The organism is Paracoccus sp. M683 (assembly GCF_007096355.1).
Taxonomy (GTDB): Bacteria; Pseudomonadota; Alphaproteobacteria; order Rhodobacterales; family Rhodobacteraceae; genus Paracoccus.
Genome location: NZ_VKDF01000005.1, coordinates 202116 through 221725 on the forward strand (window position 1 = coordinate 202116; position 19610 = coordinate 221725).

Here is a 19610-nt window from a genome sequence, read left to right on the forward strand (position 1 = left end):
CCTATTCAAACTCCATGATCACATCATCGACCTTCAGGCTTTGGCCCGGCTCGGCGCTGACCGACTTGACAACGCCCTTTCTTTCGGCGCGCAGGATGTTTTCCATCTTCATCGCCTCGACCGTGGCCAGCGCCTGCCCCTCCTGCACCTCGTCGCCTGCGGCAACGTTGATCTTCACGATCAGGCCCGGCATCGGACAAAGCAGGAATTTCGAGGTGTCGGGCGCCTCTTTCACCGGCATCAGCCGCGCCATTTCGGCGGCATGGGGGCGGCGGATATAGACCTTGAGGTCGGCGCCGCGCGTGCGCAGCCGGTAACCGGCGGGGATGCGGTCGACCTTCAGCACCAGTGGCGTGCCATCAACCATCAGCCGCGCCAGCGATTGCCCCGGCCGCCAGTCGCTTTCGACGCGGTAGGCATGGCCGTCGATGGTGACGGTCGAGCCGTCGCGGTCGGCCTCGATAGAGACGGGCAGGTCGTGGTCGCCGATAAACACCACCCAATGCTTGCCCACGCGGCGTTCGTGATTGCCAAGCGTGCCGGTGATGCGGGTGCGGCGGATCTCGGCCACGCGATGCATGGCAGCGGCGGCGGCCGCGATGCGGCGGATATCCTCATCGCCCGGTTCCACGCCGGTAAATCCGTCCGGGTATTCCTCGGCGATGAAGGCCGTGGTGATGTCGCCCGAGACAAAACGCGGGTGATCCATCACCGCTGACAGGAAGGGCAGGTTATGGCCGATTCCCTCGACCTCGAACCCGTCCAGTGCCACGCGCATCGCCTCGATGGCCTCGGCGCGCGTCGGCGCCCAGGTGCAGAGTTTCGCAATCATCGGGTCATAGAACATGCTGATCTCGCCGCCCTCATAGACGCCGGTATCGTTGCGCACGGCGACGGCGCTGTCGCCGCCTTCGTTGTCATTGACCCAGTTGCCGGCCGTCAGCAGCGGCCCGGCGGCAACCTCGGCAGGCGGGCGGTAACGGGTCAACCGGCCAATCGAGGGCAGGAAGTTGCGATAGGGATCCTCGGCGTAAAGGCGGCTTTCCATCGCCCAACCGTTGATCTTCAGATCGGATTGCTTGAAGGGCAGGCGCTCGCCATCGGCGACGCGGATCATCTGTTCCACCAGATCGACGCCGGTGATCAGTTCGGTCACCGGATGTTCCACCTGCAATCGGGTGTTCATTTCGAGGAAATAGAAATTCCGCTGCCCGTCGACGATGAATTCCACCGTGCCGGCGCTGGAATAGCCCACGGCCTTGGCCAAGGCGACGGCCTGTTCGCCCATGGCCTTGCGCGTCGCCTCATCCAGGAAGGGCGAGGGCGCCTCTTCGATGACCTTCTGGTTGCGACGCTGGATCGAGCATTCGCGTTCGTGCAGATAGACGGCATTGCCGTGCTTGTCGGCCAGCACCTGAATTTCAATATGGCGCGGCTGCGTCACGAATTTCTCGATAAAGATGCGGTCGTCGCCAAAGCTGTTCGCCGCCTCGTTCTTCGAGGATTCAAAGCCTTCGCGCGCCTCTTGGTCGTTCCAGGCGATGCGCATGCCCTTGCCGCCGCCACCGGCGCTGGCCTTGATCATCACCGGATAGCCGATTTCATTGGAAATCTTCACCGCCTCATCGGCATCGGCGATCAGGCCCATATAGCCGGGAACGGTCGAAACCCCGGCTTCCTGCGCGATCTTCTTACTGGTGATCTTGTCACCCATCGCCTCGATCGCGGGCGAGGGCGGGCCGATGAAGGCGACGCCTGCGGCCTCCAGCGCCTCGGCGAATTTCATGTTTTCCGACAGGAAGCCGTAACCGGGATGCACAGCCTCGGCGCCGGTCTGGCGGATCGCCTCCATGATCTTGTCGATCACGATATAGGACTGGTTGGCGGGCGAGGGGCCGATATGGACGGCCTCGTCTGCCATCTTCACATGCAGCGCGTTGCGGTCGGCATCGGAATAGACAGCCACGGTCTTGATGCCCATCTTGCGGGCGGTCTTGATGACGCGGCAGGCGATCTCGCCCCGGTTGGCGATCAGGATTTTCTTGAACATGGCTGTCCCTGCGGGTGGAAAAGAAAAACGCCGCCCCCGCCAGATGCGGGAACGGCGTCAAAGATGGATGCTGCGATGGCCGGCTGGCCGCGCAGGATCAGGCTTGCGTTACTGGCACAGGCGAACGTCGTCGCACAGCGCGCCGCCGGCAGCGCCGATGGCTGCGGCCTTGTAGTAATCGCTTTCCTCACGGCCGCCGACATGGGCAGCGGTCGCGCCGACTGCGGCACCGATGATGGCGCGGTCGGTATCGGTCGGGTTGATGCCCTGGGTGCAGCCGGCGACGGCGAAACCAAGAGCGGCAATGACCGCAAATGTCGCGGATTTACGCATGGAAGAAATCCTTCAGTTATCACGAAAGACGGGCGGACGCCGCGCCTTGACCGGATCGCAACACGCGGGCTGGCGAGCGGTTCCGCCTGCCCGCGATCACGCTTCTGTGGATCAGTAGCCCGAGGCGCAGACGCGTGCGTCGTCGCATAGCGCACCGGCAGCAGCGCCCAGTGCGGCGCCCGAAGCGATGTCTTCGTCCAGGGCCTTGGCGATGACGGCACCGGCAACGGCGCCACCGGCAGCGCGCTGCGCGTCAGGCGACAGGCCGGTCTGGTAGCCCTGGGCGCAAGCCGACAGCGTGGCCGCGACAAGAACGGCGCCCGAAAGGCGGAAGAAGGTTGAAATCTGCATATGTCTCTGCCTGTAATTGAGACCCGGTTGTGGGTCGGTTGTAGATATTGGCTGAATATTGCACGGGCAGAGGCGGCGTCAAACTGACAAGCATGTGACGAATCGAGGATAGGCAGCAATTTGCGCATCAGCGATCGCTCTCGTCATCGTTATCCCAGTCGTCATCCTGCCAGTCGTCCTGATCCGCACCCTGCTTGAACAATTGCGGAAAAGAGGCCTCGGCCACAGCCATATCGACCCGCAGAAGCTGGTCGTAATCGGTCGGGTCCAGTTGCCCGACTGCAACAACCTCGCGCCCGATCAGCCAGGACAGGCGACCCGCATCCAGGTTTCCGCGTTGAAACTCTTCGGCGCCGAAATGTTCGATCAGCGCGGCCAGAAAACCCTCGTCCGCGCGGCGATCCGGGGCCCTGCGGTCGCGAAAGCGTTCGCGCCGGACCAGCGGCGTTGCGCCCTTCTTGTTGACGGCGCGGCGAATGGTGAACTGGAAATCGGTGCCCGGCAGGCGACCCGGAAAGCCGCGATGTTTCAGCATGGCGCACCCCCGGCCAGGCGGGCGGGGCGGGGCGGAAGGATGCGCGGGCGACCGGTCAGCCCCCCGCGCGTGGCGACCTTAGTTGGCGCCGTATTTGCCCTGGTAGACGGGTTCCTGGGTGACCGGAACGACCGGATCGGTAACCATGACATCGGGCTGCTGCTGGGCACATGCGGCCACGACACCAACCAGCACCAGCGCGAAGGCGATCTTTTTCGACATATCTGCAAGCTCCTGTAAAGCGGACCGATTTCGGCCCGGCTGCTCGGGTTTGAACCGGTGTCTTCATGCACCGGACGCCCCATGATAGCCGCGCCCGATCCGCCGTTACAGCGGTGCAAGGGGCGGTCTGGCAGATGCGCGGCCCCCTGTGGCGGCGCTGCATCAATCACGAAGTCGTGCAAAAGCAGCATGATAGCCCCCTTACAGTGGAATGTTGTCGTGCTTCTTCCAGGGGTTTGCCAGCTTCTTGCCGCGAAGGCTGGCAAAGGCCCGCGCCACCCGCCGGCGGGTGGAATGCGGCTGGATCACCTCGTCGATAAAGCCCTTTTCGGCGGCGACGAAAGGATTGGCAAAGCGGTCCTCGTAATCCTTGGTCCGGGCTGCGATCTTTTCAGCATCGCCCAATTCGCTGCGATACAGGATCTCGACCGCGCCCTTGGCGCCCATCACCGCGATTTCCGCCGTGGGCCAGGCATAGTTGAAATCGCCGCGCAGATGCTTCGAGGCCATAACGTCATAGGCCCCGCCATAGGCCTTGCGGGTGATCACCGTGACCTTCGGCACCGTCGCTTCGCCATAGGCGAACAGCAGTTTCGCGCCATGCTTGATGACGCCGCCGTATTCCTGCCCCGTGCCCGGCAGGAAGCCCGGCACATCCACCAGCGTCAGGATCGGGATTTCAAAGGCATCGCAGAAACGCACGAACCGCGCGGCCTTGCGGCTGCTGTCAATGTCAAGGCAGCCCGCCAGCACCATCGGCTGGTTGGCGACGACCCCAACGGTCTGGCCCTCGATGCGGATGAAGCCGGTGATGATATTGGCGGCATAATCCTTCTGGATCTCGTAGAAATCGCCCTCGTCGGCGACCTTTGCGATCAGTTCCTTCATGTCATAGGGCGTGTTCGGATTGTCGGGGATCAGCGTGTCCAGGCTGTGTTCAACCCGCGCCACATCGTCAAAGAAGGGCCGGGTCGGGGCCTTTTCGCGATTGTTCAGCGGCAGGAAGTCGAACAGCCGGCGGATTTCCGACAGCGCCTCGACATCGTTTTCGAACGCCCCATCCGCAACCGAGCTTTTCTTGGTATGGGTCGAGGCGCCGCCAAGCTGCTCGGCGGTGACCACCTCGTTCGTCACCGTCTTGACCACATCCGGGCCGGTCACGAACATATAGCTGGTATCCTTCACCATGAAGATGAAGTCGGTCATGGCCGGGCTGTAGACCGCGCCGCCCGCGCAAGGCCCCATGATCAGCGAAATCTGCGGCACCACGCCGGATGCCATGATGTTGCGCTGGAACACCTCGGCATAGCCCGCCAGGCTGGCCACGCCTTCCTGAATCCGCGCGCCGCCGGAATCGTTGATGCCGATGACGGGCGCGCCATTCTGCATCGCCATGTCCATGATCTTGCAGATCTTCTGGGCATGGGTTTCCGACAGGCTGCCGCCAAACACGGTGAAATCCTGCGAAAAGACATAGACCATCCGGCCGTTGATCGTGCCCCATCCGGTGACGACCCCGTCGCCATAGGGCCGGTCGTCCTGCATCCCGAAATCGGTGCTGCGATGGGCGACGAACATGTCGAATTCTTCAAAGCTGCCTTCGTCAAGCAGCAGGTCGACACGTTCGCGTGCCGTCAGCTTGCCTCGGGCATGCTGGGCGTCGATGCGGCGCTGTCCGCCGCCAAGCCGGGCCTGATCGCGGCGGCGCTCAAGCTCTGACAGGATGTCTTTCATGGCTGAACCTCCCGGTGAAGTTGCGGGAAAATACGGTCATAAGCCGCGCGTGAAAAGCGAAATACGGAATATTTGCAAATCCCATCGCGAAGAGAATCTGCAAACTGCATAATTGCAAATATGATCCCGACTTGCGTGACGGTCGACGGCCACGATAGCCTGGTTCCAGAAGCTTGCCGCAGATCGTGGGGGCGGGGTTTCCTGAAGGGGCTTTGGGGAAATGCTGGTGAATGAAAACTCGGCCTGGCTGTGGCGGCGCGAGGGGCGCGAGGACGTGGCCATCTCGCATAACAAATGGGCCGGGACGCCTGACACACAGGATGTCCCGCGACTTGTGCCTGTGTTGCAGCAGTTGGATGCGCTGGTCGCAACCGCGCGGGATGCACTGGCCGAGCGTAAATATGCGATCTGGGCAGAGGCCTGGCGATACGACTATGAGCCATTGCTGACCGCGCGGGAATTTGCCGCCCGTTTCGTGTTCGAAGGTATCGGCTATCCCGATGCACAATCGCTGCACAGCCATTTCTCACTGGCCTTTGATGATGATGGCCTTTTTGCCGGGCACGGCTTTTTCGTCAGATTCACGTTAAGCGGCGAACTGGAGGATGTCGAAATGTTCGGCTGACTGATCCATCGGCGCCGGTCGGGCAAAGGATCGGCGGCGTCTTGACGGCGGGCCAATCATTCAGCAAAGCGATAGCCATGGGATTGCAGATTGATCTTGGGGCCATTCAGGCCAATTGGCGGGCGCTTGCGGATCGCTCGGGCGCGGCGCGTGCGGCTGCGGTGGTCAAGGCCAATGCCTATGGCCTTGGTGCCGAACGGGTTGCGCCCGCGTTATACGACGCCGGCGCGCGCGATTTCTTTGTCGCGTTGGCAGCTGAGGGGCAGGCGATCCGCCCGCATCTGGCCGATGATGCGCAGGTTTTCGTGCTGTCGGGCCATATGGACGGCGCCGATCTGGCCGGTCTGGTGCCGGTGCTGAACAGCCCGCAGCAGTTTTTCCGCGACCGGGCGATCCGCCCCGGCCGCCCCTTTGCGATTCAGCTGGATACCGGCATGAACCGCCTGGGGATGGAGCCCGCCCAATGGGCCGCCATCCGCGACGAGGCGCTGGCGGCGGGGCCGGTGCTGATCATGTCGCATCTGGCCTGCGCGGATGAACCCGATCATCCGGCGAATGCCGCCCAGCTGACCGCCTTCCACCAGATGACGGATGGCTGCGGCGTGCCGCGTTCGCTGGCGGCGACGGGGGGCATCCTGCTGGGGCCGGATTATCATTTCGACCTGACCCGGCCGGGGGTGGGCCTGTATGGCGGGCTGCCCTTTGCCGACGCGCAGCCGGTGTTGCGCCTGTCGCTGCCTGTGATCCAGACCCGCGATGTGCTGCCTGGCGAATTTGTGGGTTATGGCGCCGCCTGGGTGGCGGAATCGCCGCGCCGCATCGCCACGGTCGCGGCGGGCTATGCCGACGGGCTGCATCGGGCGATGTCAGGTCGCGGGGCCAGCCTCTATGCGGCAGGCACGGCCTGCCCGATCGTGGGCCGGGTGTCGATGGACCTGATCACCGTCGATGTGACCGCCCTGGCCGAGGTGCCTGCGGCGCTGGACATCATCTGCCCGGCGCAGAAGATCGACGACCTGGCTGCCCGCGCCGGCACCATCGGATATGAGATCCTGACCTCGCTTGGCCGGCGCTACGAACGGACCTATCTGTGAACCCAGTCAGGCTGACCGGGCGCGCGGCCCTGCGGCTGACGCGGGGCATTGGGGCGGTGACGCTGTTCACGGCGCAGGGCTTGTTCGGGCTGCGGTCCTTTTATCTGCGCGCCTTCGTGACGCAGCTGTTGCAGATCGGCTGGCTGTCGCTGCCCGTGGTGGGGCTGACGGCGCTGTTCACAGGCGCGGCGCTGGCCTTGCAGATCCACTCGGGCGGGGCGCGGTTTCAGGCCGGCGATGTGGTGCCGGCCATCGTGGCCATCGGCATGGTGCGCGAGCTTGGGCCGGTGCTGGGCGGGCTGATGGTCGCTGCGCGCGTGGCCAGTTCCATCGCGGCCGAGATCGGCACGATGAAGGTGACCGAACAGATCGACGCGCTGGTGACGCTGTCCACCGATCCGATGCGCTGGCTGGTGACGCCGCGGCTGTGGGCGGGGCTGCTGACGGTGCCGCTGCTGGTCGGGGTGGGCGATGTCATCGGTATCATGGGCGGCTGGCTGGTCGGCACGCAATCTCTGGGCTTTACCTCGGCCGCCTATCTGTCGAACAGCTGGGCCTATCTGGAAAGCTGGGACGTGCTGTCCGGCCTGATCAAGGGCGCCGCTTTCGGGCTGATCGTCGCGGTCAGCGGATGCTGGTTTGGCATGCGCTCGGGGCGCGGGGCCGAGGGCGTGGGGCGCGCCACGAAATCCGCCGTCGTCGCGGCGGCGGTCGGCATTCTGGCGGCGAATTTCCTTCTGACCGGGGCGTTCTTCCAATGATCGAGACGCGCGGCTTGCAGAAAAGCTTTGGTGCCAAGCGGGTGCTGGACGGCGTCAGCCTGAGGGTGGGGCAGGGCGAAAGCCTCTGCGTCATCGGCCAGTCGGGAACCGGCAAGTCGGTGCTGCTGAAATGCATCCTTGGTCTGGTGGGCACCGATGCCGGGCAGGTGCTGTGGCAGGACCAGCCGCTGACCCCCACCCGCCGGCGCGCGTTCATGGCCCGCTTTGGCATGCTGTTCCAAAGCGCCGCGCTGTTCGACAGCCTGTCGGTCTGGCAGAACGTGGCTTTCCGCCTGCGCCAGCGTCTGCCCGATGCCGAGGCCCGCGCCATCGCGATCGACAAGCTGGCCCGCGTCGGTCTTGGTCCCGAGACCGCCGATCTGATGCCGGCCGAGCTGTCGGGCGGCATGGCCAAGCGAGCCGGTCTTGCCCGCGCCATCGCAGATGATCCGGCGGTGATCTTCTTTGACGAGCCGACGACCGGGCTGGACCCGATCCGCGCCCGCCGCATCAACCAGCTGATCCGGGGCATCGTGACCGAAACCGGCGCGACCGCCATCACCATCACGCATGACATGGGGTCCGTTCGCGCCATCGGCGACCGGGTCGCGCTGTTGCAGGATGGCCGCATTGCCTGGGATGGCCCCGTCGCGGCCATGGCCGAGGCCGAACCGCTGCGCGGGTTTCTGGGCCTGACCGAACAGCCGTGATCGGGGTGCGGGACGGCTGGCTGACGGTCCATTGCCGCCGCTTTGCCCGGCAGCCCCGGCAAAATCCCGCAGGGTGCTGTCCTGGGGGCCACAATCTCGGTTCAAATCCACGGCGATCCCTTGCGAAATCGCGCCGGGATTGTCACCATGATCCCATAGCCCGTTTCAGGAGTCGCTTTTGGGTCTGAACCCCACGCCCCCCGTCGCACCCGCCGCCAGCGAAACCTTGCTGGAATTTCCCGACAATCGCCTGTTGATCGACCTGTGCGGTGCGAATGACCGCCACCTTGCCCGGATCGAAGAGGCGTTGGGCGTCCATATCCTGCGCCGTGGCAATCTTCTGGCCGTCGTCGGCCCGGCCGAGGCACAGGCCGAGGCCGCACAGGTCTTGCGCGCGCTGTATGCCCGGCTGGAGCAGGGCCGCAGCGTCGAGATGGCCGAGGTCGAGGCCGCCTTGCGCATGGGGGCCGACACCGGACCCGAGACGACCCCGACCGAGCAGCTGGAGATGTTCGCCGCCGGCAATTACGAACTGCGCACTCGCAAGAAGTCGGTTGAACCCCGGACCGACGCGCAAAAAGCCTATGTCCGGGCGCTGTTCGAAAATGAACTGGCCTTCGGCATCGGCCCGGCCGGCACCGGCAAGACCTATCTGGCGGTGGCCGTGGGCGTCACCATGCTGATCAGCGGCCAGGTCGACCGCATCATCCTGTCGCGCCCGGCCGTCGAGGCGGGCGAGCGTCTGGGCTTTCTGCCCGGCGACATGAAGGAAAAGGTCGATCCCTATATGCAGCCGCTTTATGACGCGCTGAACGATTTCCTTCCCGGCAAGCAATTGCAGAAGCTGATGGAAGAAAAGCGCATCGAGATCGCGCCGCTGGCCTTCATGCGCGGGCGCACCCTGTCCAGCGCCTTTGTCGTGCTGGACGAGGCGCAGAACGCGACCAGTATGCAGATGAAGATGTTCCTGACCCGTCTTGGCGAAGGCAGCCGCATGGTGATCACCGGCGACCGCACCCAGATCGACCTGCCGCGCGGGGTCCAGTCTGGTCTGAACGATGCGGAAAATATCCTGAAGGATATCAAGGGGATCAGCTTCAGCTATTTCACCGCCAATGATGTCGTGCGGCACCCGCTGGTGGCGCGCATCATCATGGCCTATGACGCCGAGGCCGAGGCGGCACTGGCCCGTGGCGAACCCGTTGACACGCGCGGCGGCTATATCCCGCGCCGGGGGCGGACCGATGCCTGAGCCAGCCGCGCCGGCATCCGCCGACACCGTCATCGAGGACGAGCGATGGGAAACCGCCGGGCTTGAGGATCTGGCCGACCGGGCGGCGGCTGCGACGCTGAACTGGCTTGGCATGGCCCCGGCCGAGATCGTGGTCATGGGCTGCGATGACGCCCGGATCGCCGGGCTGAACGCCGATTTTCGCGGCAAGCCCCGCGCCACCAATGTGCTAAGCTGGCCAGCGGTCGAGCACCTGCCCCATGCGCCAGGTGCGCGCCCGCAATTGCCCGATACGGATGAACTGGGCGATATCGCCATCGCATTCGAGACATGCACGGCCGAGGCCGAGGCGCAGGGCAAGCCTTTTGCCGACCATGTGACGCATCTGCTGGTCCATGCGATCCTGCATCTGGCGGGCTATGATCACGAAAACGATGCCGATGCCGAAACCATGGAAGCGGCCGAGCGTTCGATCCTGTCGGGCCTGGCCATACCCGACCCCTATGTAGAGAAAGTGAAATGAGTTCCGAACCCCGACCTAGCAGCCCCCCCCTTGGCGATGAACCGGCCGGAATGGCCGATGGCGTAGGGGGGGATGGGCGTGATCTGCCTAGCCAGCGCGGTTTTCTGGGCCGTTTCTTCGGCGAAATCTTCGGCAGCGAGGATGATTCCGCCGCCCTGAAGGACGACGAGGACGACAGCCGCCCCGCTGCTCATCCGGCGCCGGGCATGGTCAATCTGCGGCGCATGCGCGTCGATGACGTCGCCATCCCCAAGGTCGAGATCGTGGCCGCGCCGATCAATGTGTCGCTGGATGATCTGGTCGACATGTTCCGCGAACACGGTTTTTCCCGCATTCCGGTCTTTCGCGGCACGCTGGACAGCCCGCTTGGGCTGATCCATCTGAAGGATCTGGCGTTGAAACACGGGTTTGGCAAGGGCGGGCGCTTTACCTTGCGGCCGATGCTGCGACCCTTGCTTTACGTGCCGCCATCCATGCCCATCGGGGTGCTGTTGCAGCAGATGCAGCAGAAGCGGATGCATATGGCGCTGGTCATCGACGAATATGGCGGGGTGGACGGGCTGGTCACGATCGAGGATCTGATCGAACAGGTCATTGGCGAGATCGAGGACGAGCATGACGAGGACGAGGGCGGGTTGTGGCAGGCCGAAAAGCCGGGTCAGTGGCTGATCCAGGCCCGCGCGCCCCTGGCCGAGGTCGAGGCCGAGACCGGGCTGCGCCTTGGCAGCGAGGATCAGGACGAGGAAATCGACACGCTTGGCGGGCTGATCTTCATGATGACCGGCCGCATTCCGCTGCGCGGCGAGGTGATCGGCCATCCGTCCGGGGCCGAGTTCGAGGTGGTCGATGCCGATCCGCGCCGGATCAAGCGGGTGCGGTTGCGCGCGCCCGAGGTGCCGGCGGAGTGATGGCGCCGCCGGGTGCCTCCGGCGGGGATATTTTCGTGAAGAAGAAGGCGGCTAGCCCAGGGCAGCAAATGCCGGGGCGTGGGTGATCTGCGCGCCGGGCTGGATGCCGGGGCCTGTGCCTTGCAGAAAGGGGCCAGCATAGGGCGATTGCAGGTCGACCGGCTGAAAGCCCATGCGGCTGTAATAGGCCGGGTCGCCGAGCAGGATGATAGCGTGATCGGGGCGGGCCTCGATGGCCGCGCGGATCAGCGCCTTGCCAAGGCCGCGCTTTTGCATCGCCGGGTGGACGGCGACCGGGGCGAGCGCCAGGGCCGGGAAGGGCGCCAGGAGCGGGGACAGGGCGATGTGGCCAAGGATCGTGCCATCGTGATGCGCGACCAGTGACAGGTTCAGGTCGCCGTCGCGGCGCAGGGCATCGACCAGTTTCGCCTCGTCATCGCCGCCGAAGGCCCTGCGGTTCAGGGCGCCGATGGCGTCGCCGTCGCTGGGGATTTCCTGACGGATCAGGGGATGGGCATCAATGCGCTGGAAGTCGCGGGTGATCGCGGTCGATGACCGGCCCCATTCGCTGTCCTTGGTGCGGGTGTGGTGGGCGGCGAAAGCCTCGGCGTCGGTGAAAAGCTCTGACAAATGCCAGATCAGCGGGTTCTCGTCTTGGGTCGGATCAAAGCGCAGGTTGCCCGGCTCGGCCCGGCTGAGGCGGGTATGTTCTGGCAAGAGCGACAGGGCCGTCAGCATCTGCGCCGCATCGGCGCAGATCAAGCGGCCGGTCAGCGCCACCATCGGGGGCTGAAGCGTGATCGGGGTGCCGCTGCTGTCGCAGGTGGTGGCATGATGGTGTTCGCAGGTGCAGCTCATCTCAGTCTTTCGATCAGGGCCATGGCGGCGGCCGGATTCCGGTGCTTGGTGCCAGAGATAACATAGAGATAGAGGTCGCGGCCATCGGCCATTCGGCGGGCCTCGGTCGCCCATCGGTCCAGATCGGCGGGGGCGTATCCGCCGACGATATCCTGCGTGCCCATGATCCGGAGATAGGCGAAATCGGCGGTTTCAGCGTCGATATCGGGGAATTTGCTGTCGCCGCTGCGGATCAGCGCGATATTGCGGTCGCGGCAGAGGCTGGCGGCGGCGGGATCAGCGAAACTGTCGTGGCGGGCCTCGATCGCGTGGCGCAGGGGCTGGCCGTCCTGTTCGTCGGGCAGAAGGGCGAGGAAGGCGGCGAAATCGGTCGGGTCGAATTGCTTGGTTTCGGCGAATTGCCAGTTGATCGGCCCGAGCTTGGGGCCGAGGCGGGTGATGCCGGAATTGAGGAAACGGCTCACGCTGTCGCCGGCCTCGGCAAGGATGCGGCGGTTGGTGGCGAAGCGGCTGGCCTTGACGGCGAAGGCGAAATCCTCGGGGGTTTCGTCATGCCATTTCTGGAAGCTCTCGGGCTTCTGGCTGCCGTAATAGGTGGCGTTTATTTCGATGCTGGAGAGCGCGCGGGAGGCGTATTCGAGTTCGCGTTTCTGCGGCAGGCCCTCGGGGTAAAAGGCGCCGCCGCGCCATTCGGGGAAGTTCCAGCCGCCGATGCCGATGCGGATCATGAGGGGTCCTCCTGTGGGTTTGGGGGAGGGTAGGCGGGTGGGGCTGGGGGTGCAATGGGGAGCGGTGCGTGCGCGTACGCACCTTATGCTGGCTGGGTCGGAGGCATGTCTTCTGCTTCCGAATGACAGGTCAGATCAACTTTATTCAAGTGCCATTAATTGATTTTATAAATAAATAATGATATTAATATTCACATGGCGCTTTTGACGCGAATTTGTATTTCTTTTTCTTGATCCAGATTTTCGGGAAAGATGCACGATGCGTCTTGGCGCCGATTCCTTTGAATTTGGAGAATTAGAAATGGTTGGAAACAAAGAGAAACAGGGTGGCGACGGCCAGCAAGAGGGCGTCGCGGGTATTGATGCAGAATGTCGACCGGCTGATCTTGCCGTTGCGCCTTTGCGCGATCCACCGCCGGAAATTCCCGCGTTTTGCTGCGCCGACCAATCCAACTATACATGGAGCCCGATTGATGCATCCTCTGCAGCGAGACTGGCAATGCTGGATGAGGAATCGCGCTGCGCATATGAAAAGCTGGGTTATCTTCCGGACCTGCGACGTTACTCTTTGGGTGAGTTTCGACTGGACGAAAACCGTGTCGTGTCGTTCGAGGCGATACCGGAACTGGGCGAAGTCGGTTATTCCGAAATCACCCAATTTCAATCCGGCACGCCCAATTCGCCCGAGGTAGCGGATGAGGCCACGCCCTCTCCGCTGGTTCGGTTTCTGCAACTGACCGACAAGTCGGTTCCGGTGCCGCTGATGTTGAGCGAATTCGATGATCGCAGTGACGATCCCGAGGTCGAGCGCCTGCTGGCCGGGCGGGAACTGGTCGACATGCTGGACGATTTCGGCCGGCAGCTGACGGAAACGCCGGCGCCGCCCCAAACAGCGGTTGAGCCGGGAAATGTGCATACCTGCTTTGTGGGCGGGCTGGTTCCCTTTGCAGATAGTTACTGCGAAAACAAGGAAATCGCGTATTGCGACAATGGTGCCTGGGCCGACTTGACGCGCAGCAGCGGGAACAAGAAGCGCTATGTCTCGCATTCACGAATTGCCTGCTGTGCGCCAACGGGAGCCTATGCCGAACATCAATTCCGATATTGGTCGTGGACCTATTGGAAGTGGAAATGGACCGCGATCAAATATCCGCTGCCACCCGCGGCATGGATGCAGACATTGGGCTATGGCGATGTGAAATACTGGAAGCATGTCGGCAGCAAAAAACGGCGGCGCAAGATCCGCGTCTGGACCGGCGGCGGAGCGGGCTATTTCCGGGCTTGGAGCGCGTTCTACAACTGAAGCAAGCGGCAGGGTCTGATCACCATCGCGGGCCCGCTTTGCCAAAGTCACGGTGAGCGGTGCGGGATCTGGTCCGAAATACGATTACAGCGTCCAGAGGTTTCCTGCGATCACATTTGGATCGCGGGACAACCCCCACACTCTGGCCCCGTTATTCTGGCCCCGGCGCAAATAGGTCCGGCAGCCCCGTTTATTCCCACTCAATCGTCCCCGGCGGCTTCGATGTAATATCATACGTACACCGGTTGATCCCCTTCACCTCATTGATGATCCGCGTGGCGGTCTCACCCAGGAACTCATGCGTGAAGGGATAGTAATCTGCCGTCATGCCATCAACAGACGTCACCGCCCGCAAGGCGCAGGCGAAGTCATAGGTGCGGCCGTCGCCCATCACGCCGACCGTGCGGACCGGCAGGATCGCCACGAAGGCTTGCCATATCTCGTCGTAAAGCCCGTGCTTGCGGATCTGGTCGATGAATACAGCGTCGGCGCGGCGCAGGATTTCCAGCTTTTCGCGGGTGATCTCTCCGGGGCAGCGGATGGCGAGGCCAGGGCCGGGGAAGGGGTGGCGGCCGATGAATTTCGCGGGCAGGCCAAGCTCGCGGCCAAGGGCGCGGACCTCGTCCTTGAACAGCTCGCGCAGCGGCTCGACCAGCTTCAGGCCCATCTTTTCGGGCAGGCCGCCCACGTTGTGGTGCGACTTGATCGTGACCGATGGTCCGCCCGAGAAGCTGACGCTTTCGATCACGTCGGGATAGAGCGTGCCTTGCGCCAGGAACTCGGCGCCCTCGATCTGATTGGCGTATTTCTGGAAGACGTCGATGAACAGCTTGCCGATGGTCTTGCGCTTGACCTCGGGGTCGCTGACGCCCTCAAGCGCGCCGATGAACAGGTCGGATTCGTCGGCATGGATCAGCGGGATGTTGTAATTGTCCCGAAACATGGTGACGACCTCTTCGGCCTCGTTCAGGCGCAGAAGGCCGTGATCGACGAAGACGCAGGTCAGGTTGTCGCCGATGGCCTCGTGGATCAGCACGGCCGCGACGGAACTGTCGACGCCGCCCGAAAGACCGCAGATCACCTTCTTGTCGCCGACCTGCTCGCGGATCTTGCGGATGGCTTCTTCGCGATAGCTGGCCATCGTCCAGTCGCCGGTGAAGCCGGCCTCGCGGACGAAGTTTTCATACAGTTTGGCGCCGCGCGGGGTGTGGTGCACCTCGGGGTGGAACTGCACGGCATAGAAGCGGCGCGCGGGATCGGCGGTGATCGCGAAGGGCGCGCCGGGCGAGGTGCCATAGACATGAAAGCCGGGGGCGATTTTTGACACATGGTCGCCGTGGCTCATCCAGACCTGCTCGCGGCCCTCGGCGAACCAGCCGTCCAGCAAGGACAGTTGCGCGTCCGAAGGCGTCACGAAGGCGCGGCCGAATTCGGCTGTGCCGTGGCCGGATTCGACCAGACCGCCCAGTTCCTGCATCATCACCTGCTGACCATAGCAGATGCCCAGGATCGGCACGCCCATGTCAAAGGCCAAGGCCGGGGGACGCGGCGATCCGGGGCGGGTCACGCTGTCGGGACCGCCCGAGAAGATGATGGCTTGCGGGTTGAAATCCTTCAGGAACGCATCGGTGACGTTCTGATAGGGGTGGATTTCGCAATAGACGTTCAACTCGCGCAGGCGGCGCGCGATCAGTTGCGTCACCTGAGAGCCGAAGTCGATGATAAGAAGGCGCTGATGCTGGGTCATGAATGCGCTTTAAGCGGGCGCCGGGCGCGGTGCAAGAGGCAGGGCGCGGGCTATTGCGCCGGGCGCCATCTACCAAAGGCGGTGCCCGCCAGCAGCAGCACCATCAGCAGGACAACCGGCCAGTCACCCCACCGCATCCAGAATGTTTCAGGCATCGCGCCGGGCAGGGCGCTGTCGATGATGCCCATTTCACCCAGCCCCAGCGTCTGGCGCAGCTGGCCCCGCGCGTCGATGACCGCCGAGACGCCGGTATTGGCCACGCGGATCAGCGGCAGGCCAGATTGCAGGGCACGCAGTTGCGCCTGTGCCAGATGCTGATAGGGGCCCGAGACCTGGCCGAACCAGCTGTCATTGGTGATCTGCAAAAGCCAGCCGGGGCGGCTGTCCAGGCCGCGAAGGTGCTGGGGAAAGATCGCCTCGTAACAGATCAGCGGCTGGAAAGGGGCAATGCCGGGCAGGGTCAGCACCTGCGGACCGGGGCCGGGCGAATAGCCGTTACCCTGCTGCGCCGCAAAGGCCGAGATGCCGATCTGCGCCATCTGATTGCCCCAGGGGATATATTCGCCAAAGGGCACAAGGTGGAACTTGTCGTAAAGCGCCGTGACCTGACCGGCCTGGTCAAGCGCAACGAGGCTGTTGTAATAGCGTCCGCCCTCGGCCCGCTGGATGCCGAGGATCAGCGGGGCATCCGCGGCACGGGCCATGTCGGGCAGGACCGGGGCGGCATCGTTCAGCAGGAAATTCACCGCCGTTTCCGGCCAGATCACCAGATCACGCGGGCCGGGTGTCGCGGACAGGTCCAGCAGGCGCTGGTAAAAGACGCGCGCCCATTCGGGATCCCATTTCAGCCGCTGTTCGGCATTTGGCTGCACCAGACGCAGCGCGATGTCGCGATCAGCCGGAAGGGGCTGGGCCAGTCGCGCCAGCCCACCGGCCCATGCGGCGCCGATCAGCAAGGCTGCGATCAGGGCGCCGGGCGCGAAGCCCGCCGCCCGCGCCTCGGTTGGGCGCCACAGCCGCGCCGGCAGCGCCGCCGCCAGCAGGGTCAACGCCGACAGGCCCGGCGCGCCAAGCCAGGCCGCCAATTGCGCAACCGGGCTGTCGATCCAGACATGGCCGATCAGCGCCCAGGGAAAGCCGGTAAAGATCCAGCCCCGCAGCCAGTCCGACAGGACCAGCGCGGCGACGATGCCGATGCTGCGGCCATGCCAGCCGGTGCCGATGCGAAAGGCCAGCCAGACCGGCACGGCCCAGAACAAGGCCCCGCCAAGCGCCATCAGCAACAGTGCAAAGGGGGCCATCCAGCCATAAATCTCGGGCTGGACCAGAAACGGTTCGACGATCCAGCTTAATGACAGGCCGAACCAGCCCAGACCTGCGGCAAGGGTCAGTCGGAAGGCCCGCGCCGGATCAGAGGCCCGTGCAAGAAGCCAGATCAGCGCCGCCAGCGCCGGCACCGTCAGGCCCCATAGGCCAAGAGGCGCCAGCCCGGTTGCCGCCACGGCCCCAAGGACCAACGCGCCGGCCAGATGCGGCCACCGACGAGAAGGGGAAGGCTGCACCATCGGGGGGGACATGCTGTCGCGCATGGGCGCGGATCAGGCGCTTTCCGGCGCCGCTTCGTCAGCCTTCTTGCGGCGGGTGCGGCGCGGCTTGGGCTTGTCCTCGGCAGCGGCAGCGGCCTCTGTGGCGGGCTCGGCTGCCGGCTCTGCCTCGGCCTTCTTGCGGCGGGTGCGCTTGGGTTTCTCGGCAGGTTCGGCCGCCACTGCCGTCTCGGCAACCGGTTCCGACGCCGATTCGGTGGCGGGCTCGGCCTTTTTGCGGCTGCGCGTCCGTTTGGGTTTGGGCGCCTCGTCCGGTTCCGATTGCGGCAGGGCCGGCTCGGTCGTGGGGGCGGCGTCGTTCTGGGCAACGGCGTCGACGATGGGCGCATCATCGGTGGTCTCGGTGGGCTTCGGCGCTGCCTTCTTGCGGTTGCGGGTGCGCTTGGGCTTTTCGGCGGATTGGGTCCTGACCTCGGCCACGGCGACCTCGGTGGCATCGGCTTCGATGTCACGGTCGGCTTCGGCTTCGGTTTCGGTCTCGGGCCGCGCCGGAGGCTGCGGCAGGTCCTCGGGCCGGAAGCTTTGGGTCAGGAACTCGGGCATGTGGTTGCCCATGCCCAGCACCTGTTCGCCCCGGTCGCCATCACGGCGACGATCACGCCCGCCCCGGTCATTGCGGTCATTGCGGTCACCGCGATCATTCCGGTCGCGGCGGCCATCACTGCGCCGGTCATCATCGCGGCGATCCTCGCGCTGCGGCCTTTCCGCAACCGGGGCCGGCGCGCTGTTGCGCTGTTCCTGCACCTGATCGGCGGTTTCCTGGTCACGGCCGCCATCGCGCGGCTGATCGCGGCGGCGGTCACGCCCGCCCCGGTCACCTCGGTCGCCCCGTTCCCCGCGATCACCCCGGTCGCGGCGTCCATCGCGGCGATCACCACGGCCACCCCGGCCGTTTTCGCGCGGTTCGCGGGCCTCGCCGGGGGTAAAGCCGGCAGGAACCTCGCCACGGGGCAGGCTGCTTTTGATCAGGTGTTCGATGGCGGTCAGGTATTTCTCGTCCGAGGGGGTCCCCAGGCTGATTGCGGTGCCCTTGCGCCCGGCGCGGCCGGTCCTGCCGATGCGGTGGACATAATCCTCGGCATGGCTGGGCAGGTCAAAGTTGATCACATGGCTGACGGCCGGGATGTCCAGACCGCGCGCCGCCACGTCCGAGGCCACGAGAAAGCGCAGCTTGCCCTCGCGGAAATCGTCCAGCGTGCGCATCCGCTGGCTTTGATCAAGATCGCCATGGATGGGGGCGGCATCATAGCCGTGCTTTTTCAGCGATTTGGCGACGATATCCACATCCGTCTTGCGGTTGCAGAAGATGATCGCGTTTTTCAGGTCTTCGCCTTCGGCGTCGATTAGCGCGCGCAACAGATCACGCTTGTGCTTGGCCGTCTGGTCCCGGCGCGAAGGCGTGATCTCGATCAGCCGCTGCGTGATGTTCTCGCTGGTGGTGGCCTGACGGGCGACCTCGATGCGTTCGGGGCTGTGCAGGAAGGTGTTGGTGATACGCTCGATTTCAGGCGCCATGGTGGCGCTGAAGAACAGCGTCTGCCGGGTAAAGGGGGTCAGCTGGAAAATACGCTCGATATCGGGGATGAAGCCCATGTCCAGCATCCGGTCGGCCTCGTCCACGACCATGATCTGCACGCCGGTCAGCAAAAGCTTGCCGCGTTCGAAATGGTCGAGCAGGCGGCCCGGCGTGGCGATCAGCACGTCGACGCCACGGTCGATCAGCTTGTCCTGTTCGGCAAAGGACACACCGCCGATCAGCAGCGCCTTGGTCAGCTTGGTATGCTTGGCATAGATGTCGAAATTCTCGGCCACCTGGGCGGCAAGTTCGCGCGTCGGGCACAACACCAGACTGCGCGGCATCCGGGCGCGGGCGCGGCCACGGCCCAGAAGGGTGATCATCGGCAGGGTGAAGCTGGCGGTCTTGCCGGTGCCGGTCTGGGCGATGCCCAGCACGTCGCGGCCTTCCAGCGCGGGCGGGATGGCGCCGGCCTGAATGGGCGTGGGGGTTTCGTAACCCGCCTCGACAATGGCTTTCAGGACCTTGGGGTCCAGCTTCAGATCAGAGAATTTGGTCATTCGGGGCTTTCTTGATGTAAGGCGCCCTTAGGCGCGATGCGTTCCATGCCGTGATCCCGCCATGGGATCTTGTCGGCAAAACTGGGACGCATGTCACACGCCCCGCCTGTTGCCCGCCGGATGCGGGCAGCGCTGGCCTAGACCAAACTGAGCCATGCGTCAATATTGCATGGATTTCAGGGGGAAATTACGTCACAGCGGCGGAACCGCCCGATGC

Annotated in this window: 18 protein-coding genes and 1 pseudogene; 8 read left to right on the top strand and 11 right to left on the bottom strand. The window is 64.4% G+C overall.

The window, feature by feature from the left end:
• Position 1: 1 nt before the first annotated feature.
• From FNJ84_RS11330 to FNJ84_RS11350, 6 genes are all read right to left on the bottom strand, one after another.
• Positions 2–2050: an acetyl/propionyl/methylcrotonyl-CoA carboxylase subunit alpha gene (locus tag FNJ84_RS11330; protein WP_143793238.1), complete on the bottom strand. Its 2049-nt coding sequence runs from the start codon at positions 2048–2050 to the stop codon at positions 2–4.
• Between the two features lie 108 nt (positions 2051–2158).
• The gene (locus FNJ84_RS11335; RefSeq protein WP_143793239.1) at positions 2159–2383 is read right to left on the bottom strand and encodes a hypothetical protein; all 225 of its coding nucleotides are present in this window, start codon (positions 2381–2383) and stop codon (positions 2159–2161) included.
• Positions 2384–2494: 111 nt separating this feature from the next.
• On the bottom strand, positions 2495–2734 hold the full coding sequence (locus FNJ84_RS11340) for a hypothetical protein (protein WP_143793240.1): 240 nt from the start codon (positions 2732–2734) through the stop codon (positions 2495–2497).
• A gap of 127 nt (positions 2735–2861) precedes the next feature.
• Positions 2862–3269: a hypothetical protein gene (locus FNJ84_RS11345; protein ID WP_143793241.1), complete on the bottom strand. Its 408-nt coding sequence runs from the start codon at positions 3267–3269 to the stop codon at positions 2862–2864.
• Positions 3270–3347: 78 nt separating this feature from the next.
• Positions 3348–3491 (bottom strand): hypothetical protein, encoded by a 144-nt coding sequence (locus FNJ84_RS21980; RefSeq protein WP_185968498.1) that lies wholly within the window; start codon positions 3489–3491, stop codon positions 3348–3350.
• A 201-nt stretch (positions 3492–3692) separates the two neighbouring features.
• The gene (locus FNJ84_RS11350) at positions 3693–5225 is read right to left on the bottom strand and encodes an acyl-CoA carboxylase subunit beta (RefSeq protein ID WP_143793242.1); all 1533 of its coding nucleotides are present in this window, start codon (positions 5223–5225) and stop codon (positions 3693–3695) included.
• A 220-nt stretch (positions 5226–5445) separates the two neighbouring features.
• Here FNJ84_RS11350 and FNJ84_RS11355 point away from each other — a divergent pair, with 220 nt between their 5' ends.
• From FNJ84_RS11355 to FNJ84_RS11385, 7 genes are all read left to right on the top strand, one after another.
• Positions 5446–5850, top strand: coding sequence for a hypothetical protein (locus tag FNJ84_RS11355; protein ID WP_143793243.1), 405 nt, complete (start codon positions 5446–5448; stop codon positions 5848–5850).
• A 77-nt stretch (positions 5851–5927) separates the two neighbouring features.
• Positions 5928–6944: an alanine racemase gene (gene alr / locus FNJ84_RS11360; protein WP_143793244.1), complete on the top strand. Its 1017-nt coding sequence runs from the start codon at positions 5928–5930 to the stop codon at positions 6942–6944.
• Positions 6941–7705 carry an ABC transporter permease gene (locus FNJ84_RS11365; protein ID WP_143793245.1) on the top strand — a complete coding sequence of 255 codons (765 nt, stop codon included), beginning with the start codon at positions 6941–6943 and terminating at the stop codon, positions 7703–7705. Before alr ends, FNJ84_RS11365 begins: the two co-directional genes overlap by 4 nt.
• The gene (locus FNJ84_RS11370; RefSeq protein ID WP_143793246.1) at positions 7702–8415 is read left to right on the top strand and encodes an ABC transporter ATP-binding protein; all 714 of its coding nucleotides are present in this window, start codon (positions 7702–7704) and stop codon (positions 8413–8415) included. The genes FNJ84_RS11365 and FNJ84_RS11370 overlap by 4 nt, the downstream gene beginning before the upstream one ends.
• Before the next feature lie 178 nt (positions 8416–8593).
• Positions 8594–9667 (top strand): PhoH family protein, encoded by a 1074-nt coding sequence (locus FNJ84_RS11375; protein WP_143793247.1) that lies wholly within the window; start codon positions 8594–8596, stop codon positions 9665–9667.
• A complete protein-coding gene (gene ybeY, locus FNJ84_RS11380) occupies positions 9660–10169 on the top strand; it encodes an rRNA maturation RNase YbeY (protein ID WP_143793248.1) in 510 nt (169 codons plus the stop codon). Before FNJ84_RS11375 ends, ybeY begins: the two co-directional genes overlap by 8 nt.
• 50 nt (positions 10170–10219) lie before the next feature.
• A complete protein-coding gene (locus FNJ84_RS11385) occupies positions 10220–11077 on the top strand; it encodes a transporter associated domain-containing protein (protein ID WP_143793501.1) in 858 nt (285 codons plus the stop codon).
• Between the two features lie 51 nt (positions 11078–11128).
• Here FNJ84_RS11385 and FNJ84_RS11390 read toward each other — a convergent pair whose 3' ends face one another.
• The gene (locus tag FNJ84_RS11390) at positions 11129–11935 is read right to left on the bottom strand and encodes a GNAT family N-acetyltransferase (RefSeq protein WP_143793249.1); all 807 of its coding nucleotides are present in this window, start codon (positions 11933–11935) and stop codon (positions 11129–11131) included.
• Positions 11932–12663: a DUF72 domain-containing protein gene (locus FNJ84_RS11395; RefSeq protein ID WP_143793250.1), complete on the bottom strand. Its 732-nt coding sequence runs from the start codon at positions 12661–12663 to the stop codon at positions 11932–11934. The genes FNJ84_RS11390 and FNJ84_RS11395 overlap by 4 nt, the downstream gene beginning before the upstream one ends.
• 259 nt (positions 12664–12922) lie before the next feature.
• Between FNJ84_RS11395 and FNJ84_RS11400 the strand changes: the two genes are divergently transcribed.
• On the top strand, positions 12923–13966 hold the full coding sequence (locus FNJ84_RS11400) for a hypothetical protein (RefSeq protein WP_143793251.1): 1044 nt from the start codon (positions 12923–12925) through the stop codon (positions 13964–13966).
• Positions 13967–14156: 190 nt separating this feature from the next.
• Here FNJ84_RS11400 and guaA read toward each other — a convergent pair whose 3' ends face one another.
• From guaA to FNJ84_RS11415, 3 genes and pseudogenes are all read right to left on the bottom strand, one after another.
• Positions 14157–15713 (bottom strand): glutamine-hydrolyzing GMP synthase, encoded by a 1557-nt coding sequence (gene guaA / locus FNJ84_RS11405; protein ID WP_143793252.1) that lies wholly within the window; start codon positions 15711–15713, stop codon positions 14157–14159.
• A 50-nt stretch (positions 15714–15763) separates the two neighbouring features.
• Positions 15764–17290, bottom strand: a complete 1527-nt coding sequence (lnt, locus tag FNJ84_RS11410) for an apolipoprotein N-acyltransferase (RefSeq protein WP_143793253.1) — start codon at positions 17288–17290, stop codon at positions 15764–15766.
• A 471-nt stretch (positions 17291–17761) separates the two neighbouring features.
• Positions 17762–19393, bottom strand: a pseudogene (locus tag FNJ84_RS11415) (DEAD/DEAH box helicase); the annotation flags it as partial.
• Between the last annotated feature and the right edge of the window lie 217 nt (positions 19394–19610).

Bases quoted from the DNA above. Each gene is read 5' to 3' on its own strand.
- FNJ84_RS11370 (WP_143793246.1), top strand. From the start codon at position 7,702: ATGATCGAGACGCGCGGCTTGCAGAAAAGCTTTGGTGCCAAGCGGGTG.
- FNJ84_RS11395 (WP_143793250.1), bottom strand. From the start codon at position 12,663: ATGATCCGCATCGGCATCGGCGGCTGGAACTTCCCCGAATGGCGCGGC.
- lnt (WP_143793253.1), bottom strand. From the start codon at position 17,290: ATGTCCCCCCCGATGGTGCAGCCTTCCCCTTCTCGTCGGTGGCCGCAT.
- FNJ84_RS11340 (WP_143793240.1), bottom strand. From the start codon at position 2,734: ATGCAGATTTCAACCTTCTTCCGCCTTTCGGGCGCCGTTCTTGTCGCG.
- FNJ84_RS11400 (WP_143793251.1), top strand. From the start codon at position 12,923: ATGCGTCTTGGCGCCGATTCCTTTGAATTTGGAGAATTAGAAATGGTT.
- alr (WP_143793244.1), top strand. From the start codon at position 5,928: ATGGGATTGCAGATTGATCTTGGGGCCATTCAGGCCAATTGGCGGGCG.
- FNJ84_RS11385 (WP_143793501.1), top strand. From the start codon at position 10,220: ATGGCCGATGGCGTAGGGGGGGATGGGCGTGATCTGCCTAGCCAGCGC.
- FNJ84_RS11350 (WP_143793242.1), bottom strand. From the start codon at position 5,225: ATGAAAGACATCCTGTCAGAGCTTGAGCGCCGCCGCGATCAGGCCCGG.
- ybeY (WP_143793248.1), top strand. From the start codon at position 9,660: ATGCCTGAGCCAGCCGCGCCGGCATCCGCCGACACCGTCATCGAGGAC.
- FNJ84_RS11330 (WP_143793238.1), bottom strand. From the start codon at position 2,050: ATGTTCAAGAAAATCCTGATCGCCAACCGGGGCGAGATCGCCTGCCGC.
- guaA (WP_143793252.1), bottom strand. From the start codon at position 15,713: ATGACCCAGCATCAGCGCCTTCTTATCATCGACTTCGGCTCTCAGGTG.
- FNJ84_RS11390 (WP_143793249.1), bottom strand. From the start codon at position 11,935: ATGAGCTGCACCTGCGAACACCATCATGCCACCACCTGCGACAGCAGC.
- FNJ84_RS11345 (WP_143793241.1), bottom strand. From the start codon at position 3,269: ATGCTGAAACATCGCGGCTTTCCGGGTCGCCTGCCGGGCACCGATTTC.
- FNJ84_RS11335 (WP_143793239.1), bottom strand. From the start codon at position 2,383: ATGCGTAAATCCGCGACATTTGCGGTCATTGCCGCTCTTGGTTTCGCC.
- FNJ84_RS11355 (WP_143793243.1), top strand. From the start codon at position 5,446: ATGCTGGTGAATGAAAACTCGGCCTGGCTGTGGCGGCGCGAGGGGCGC.
- FNJ84_RS21980 (WP_185968498.1), bottom strand. From the start codon at position 3,491: ATGTCGAAAAAGATCGCCTTCGCGCTGGTGCTGGTTGGTGTCGTGGCC.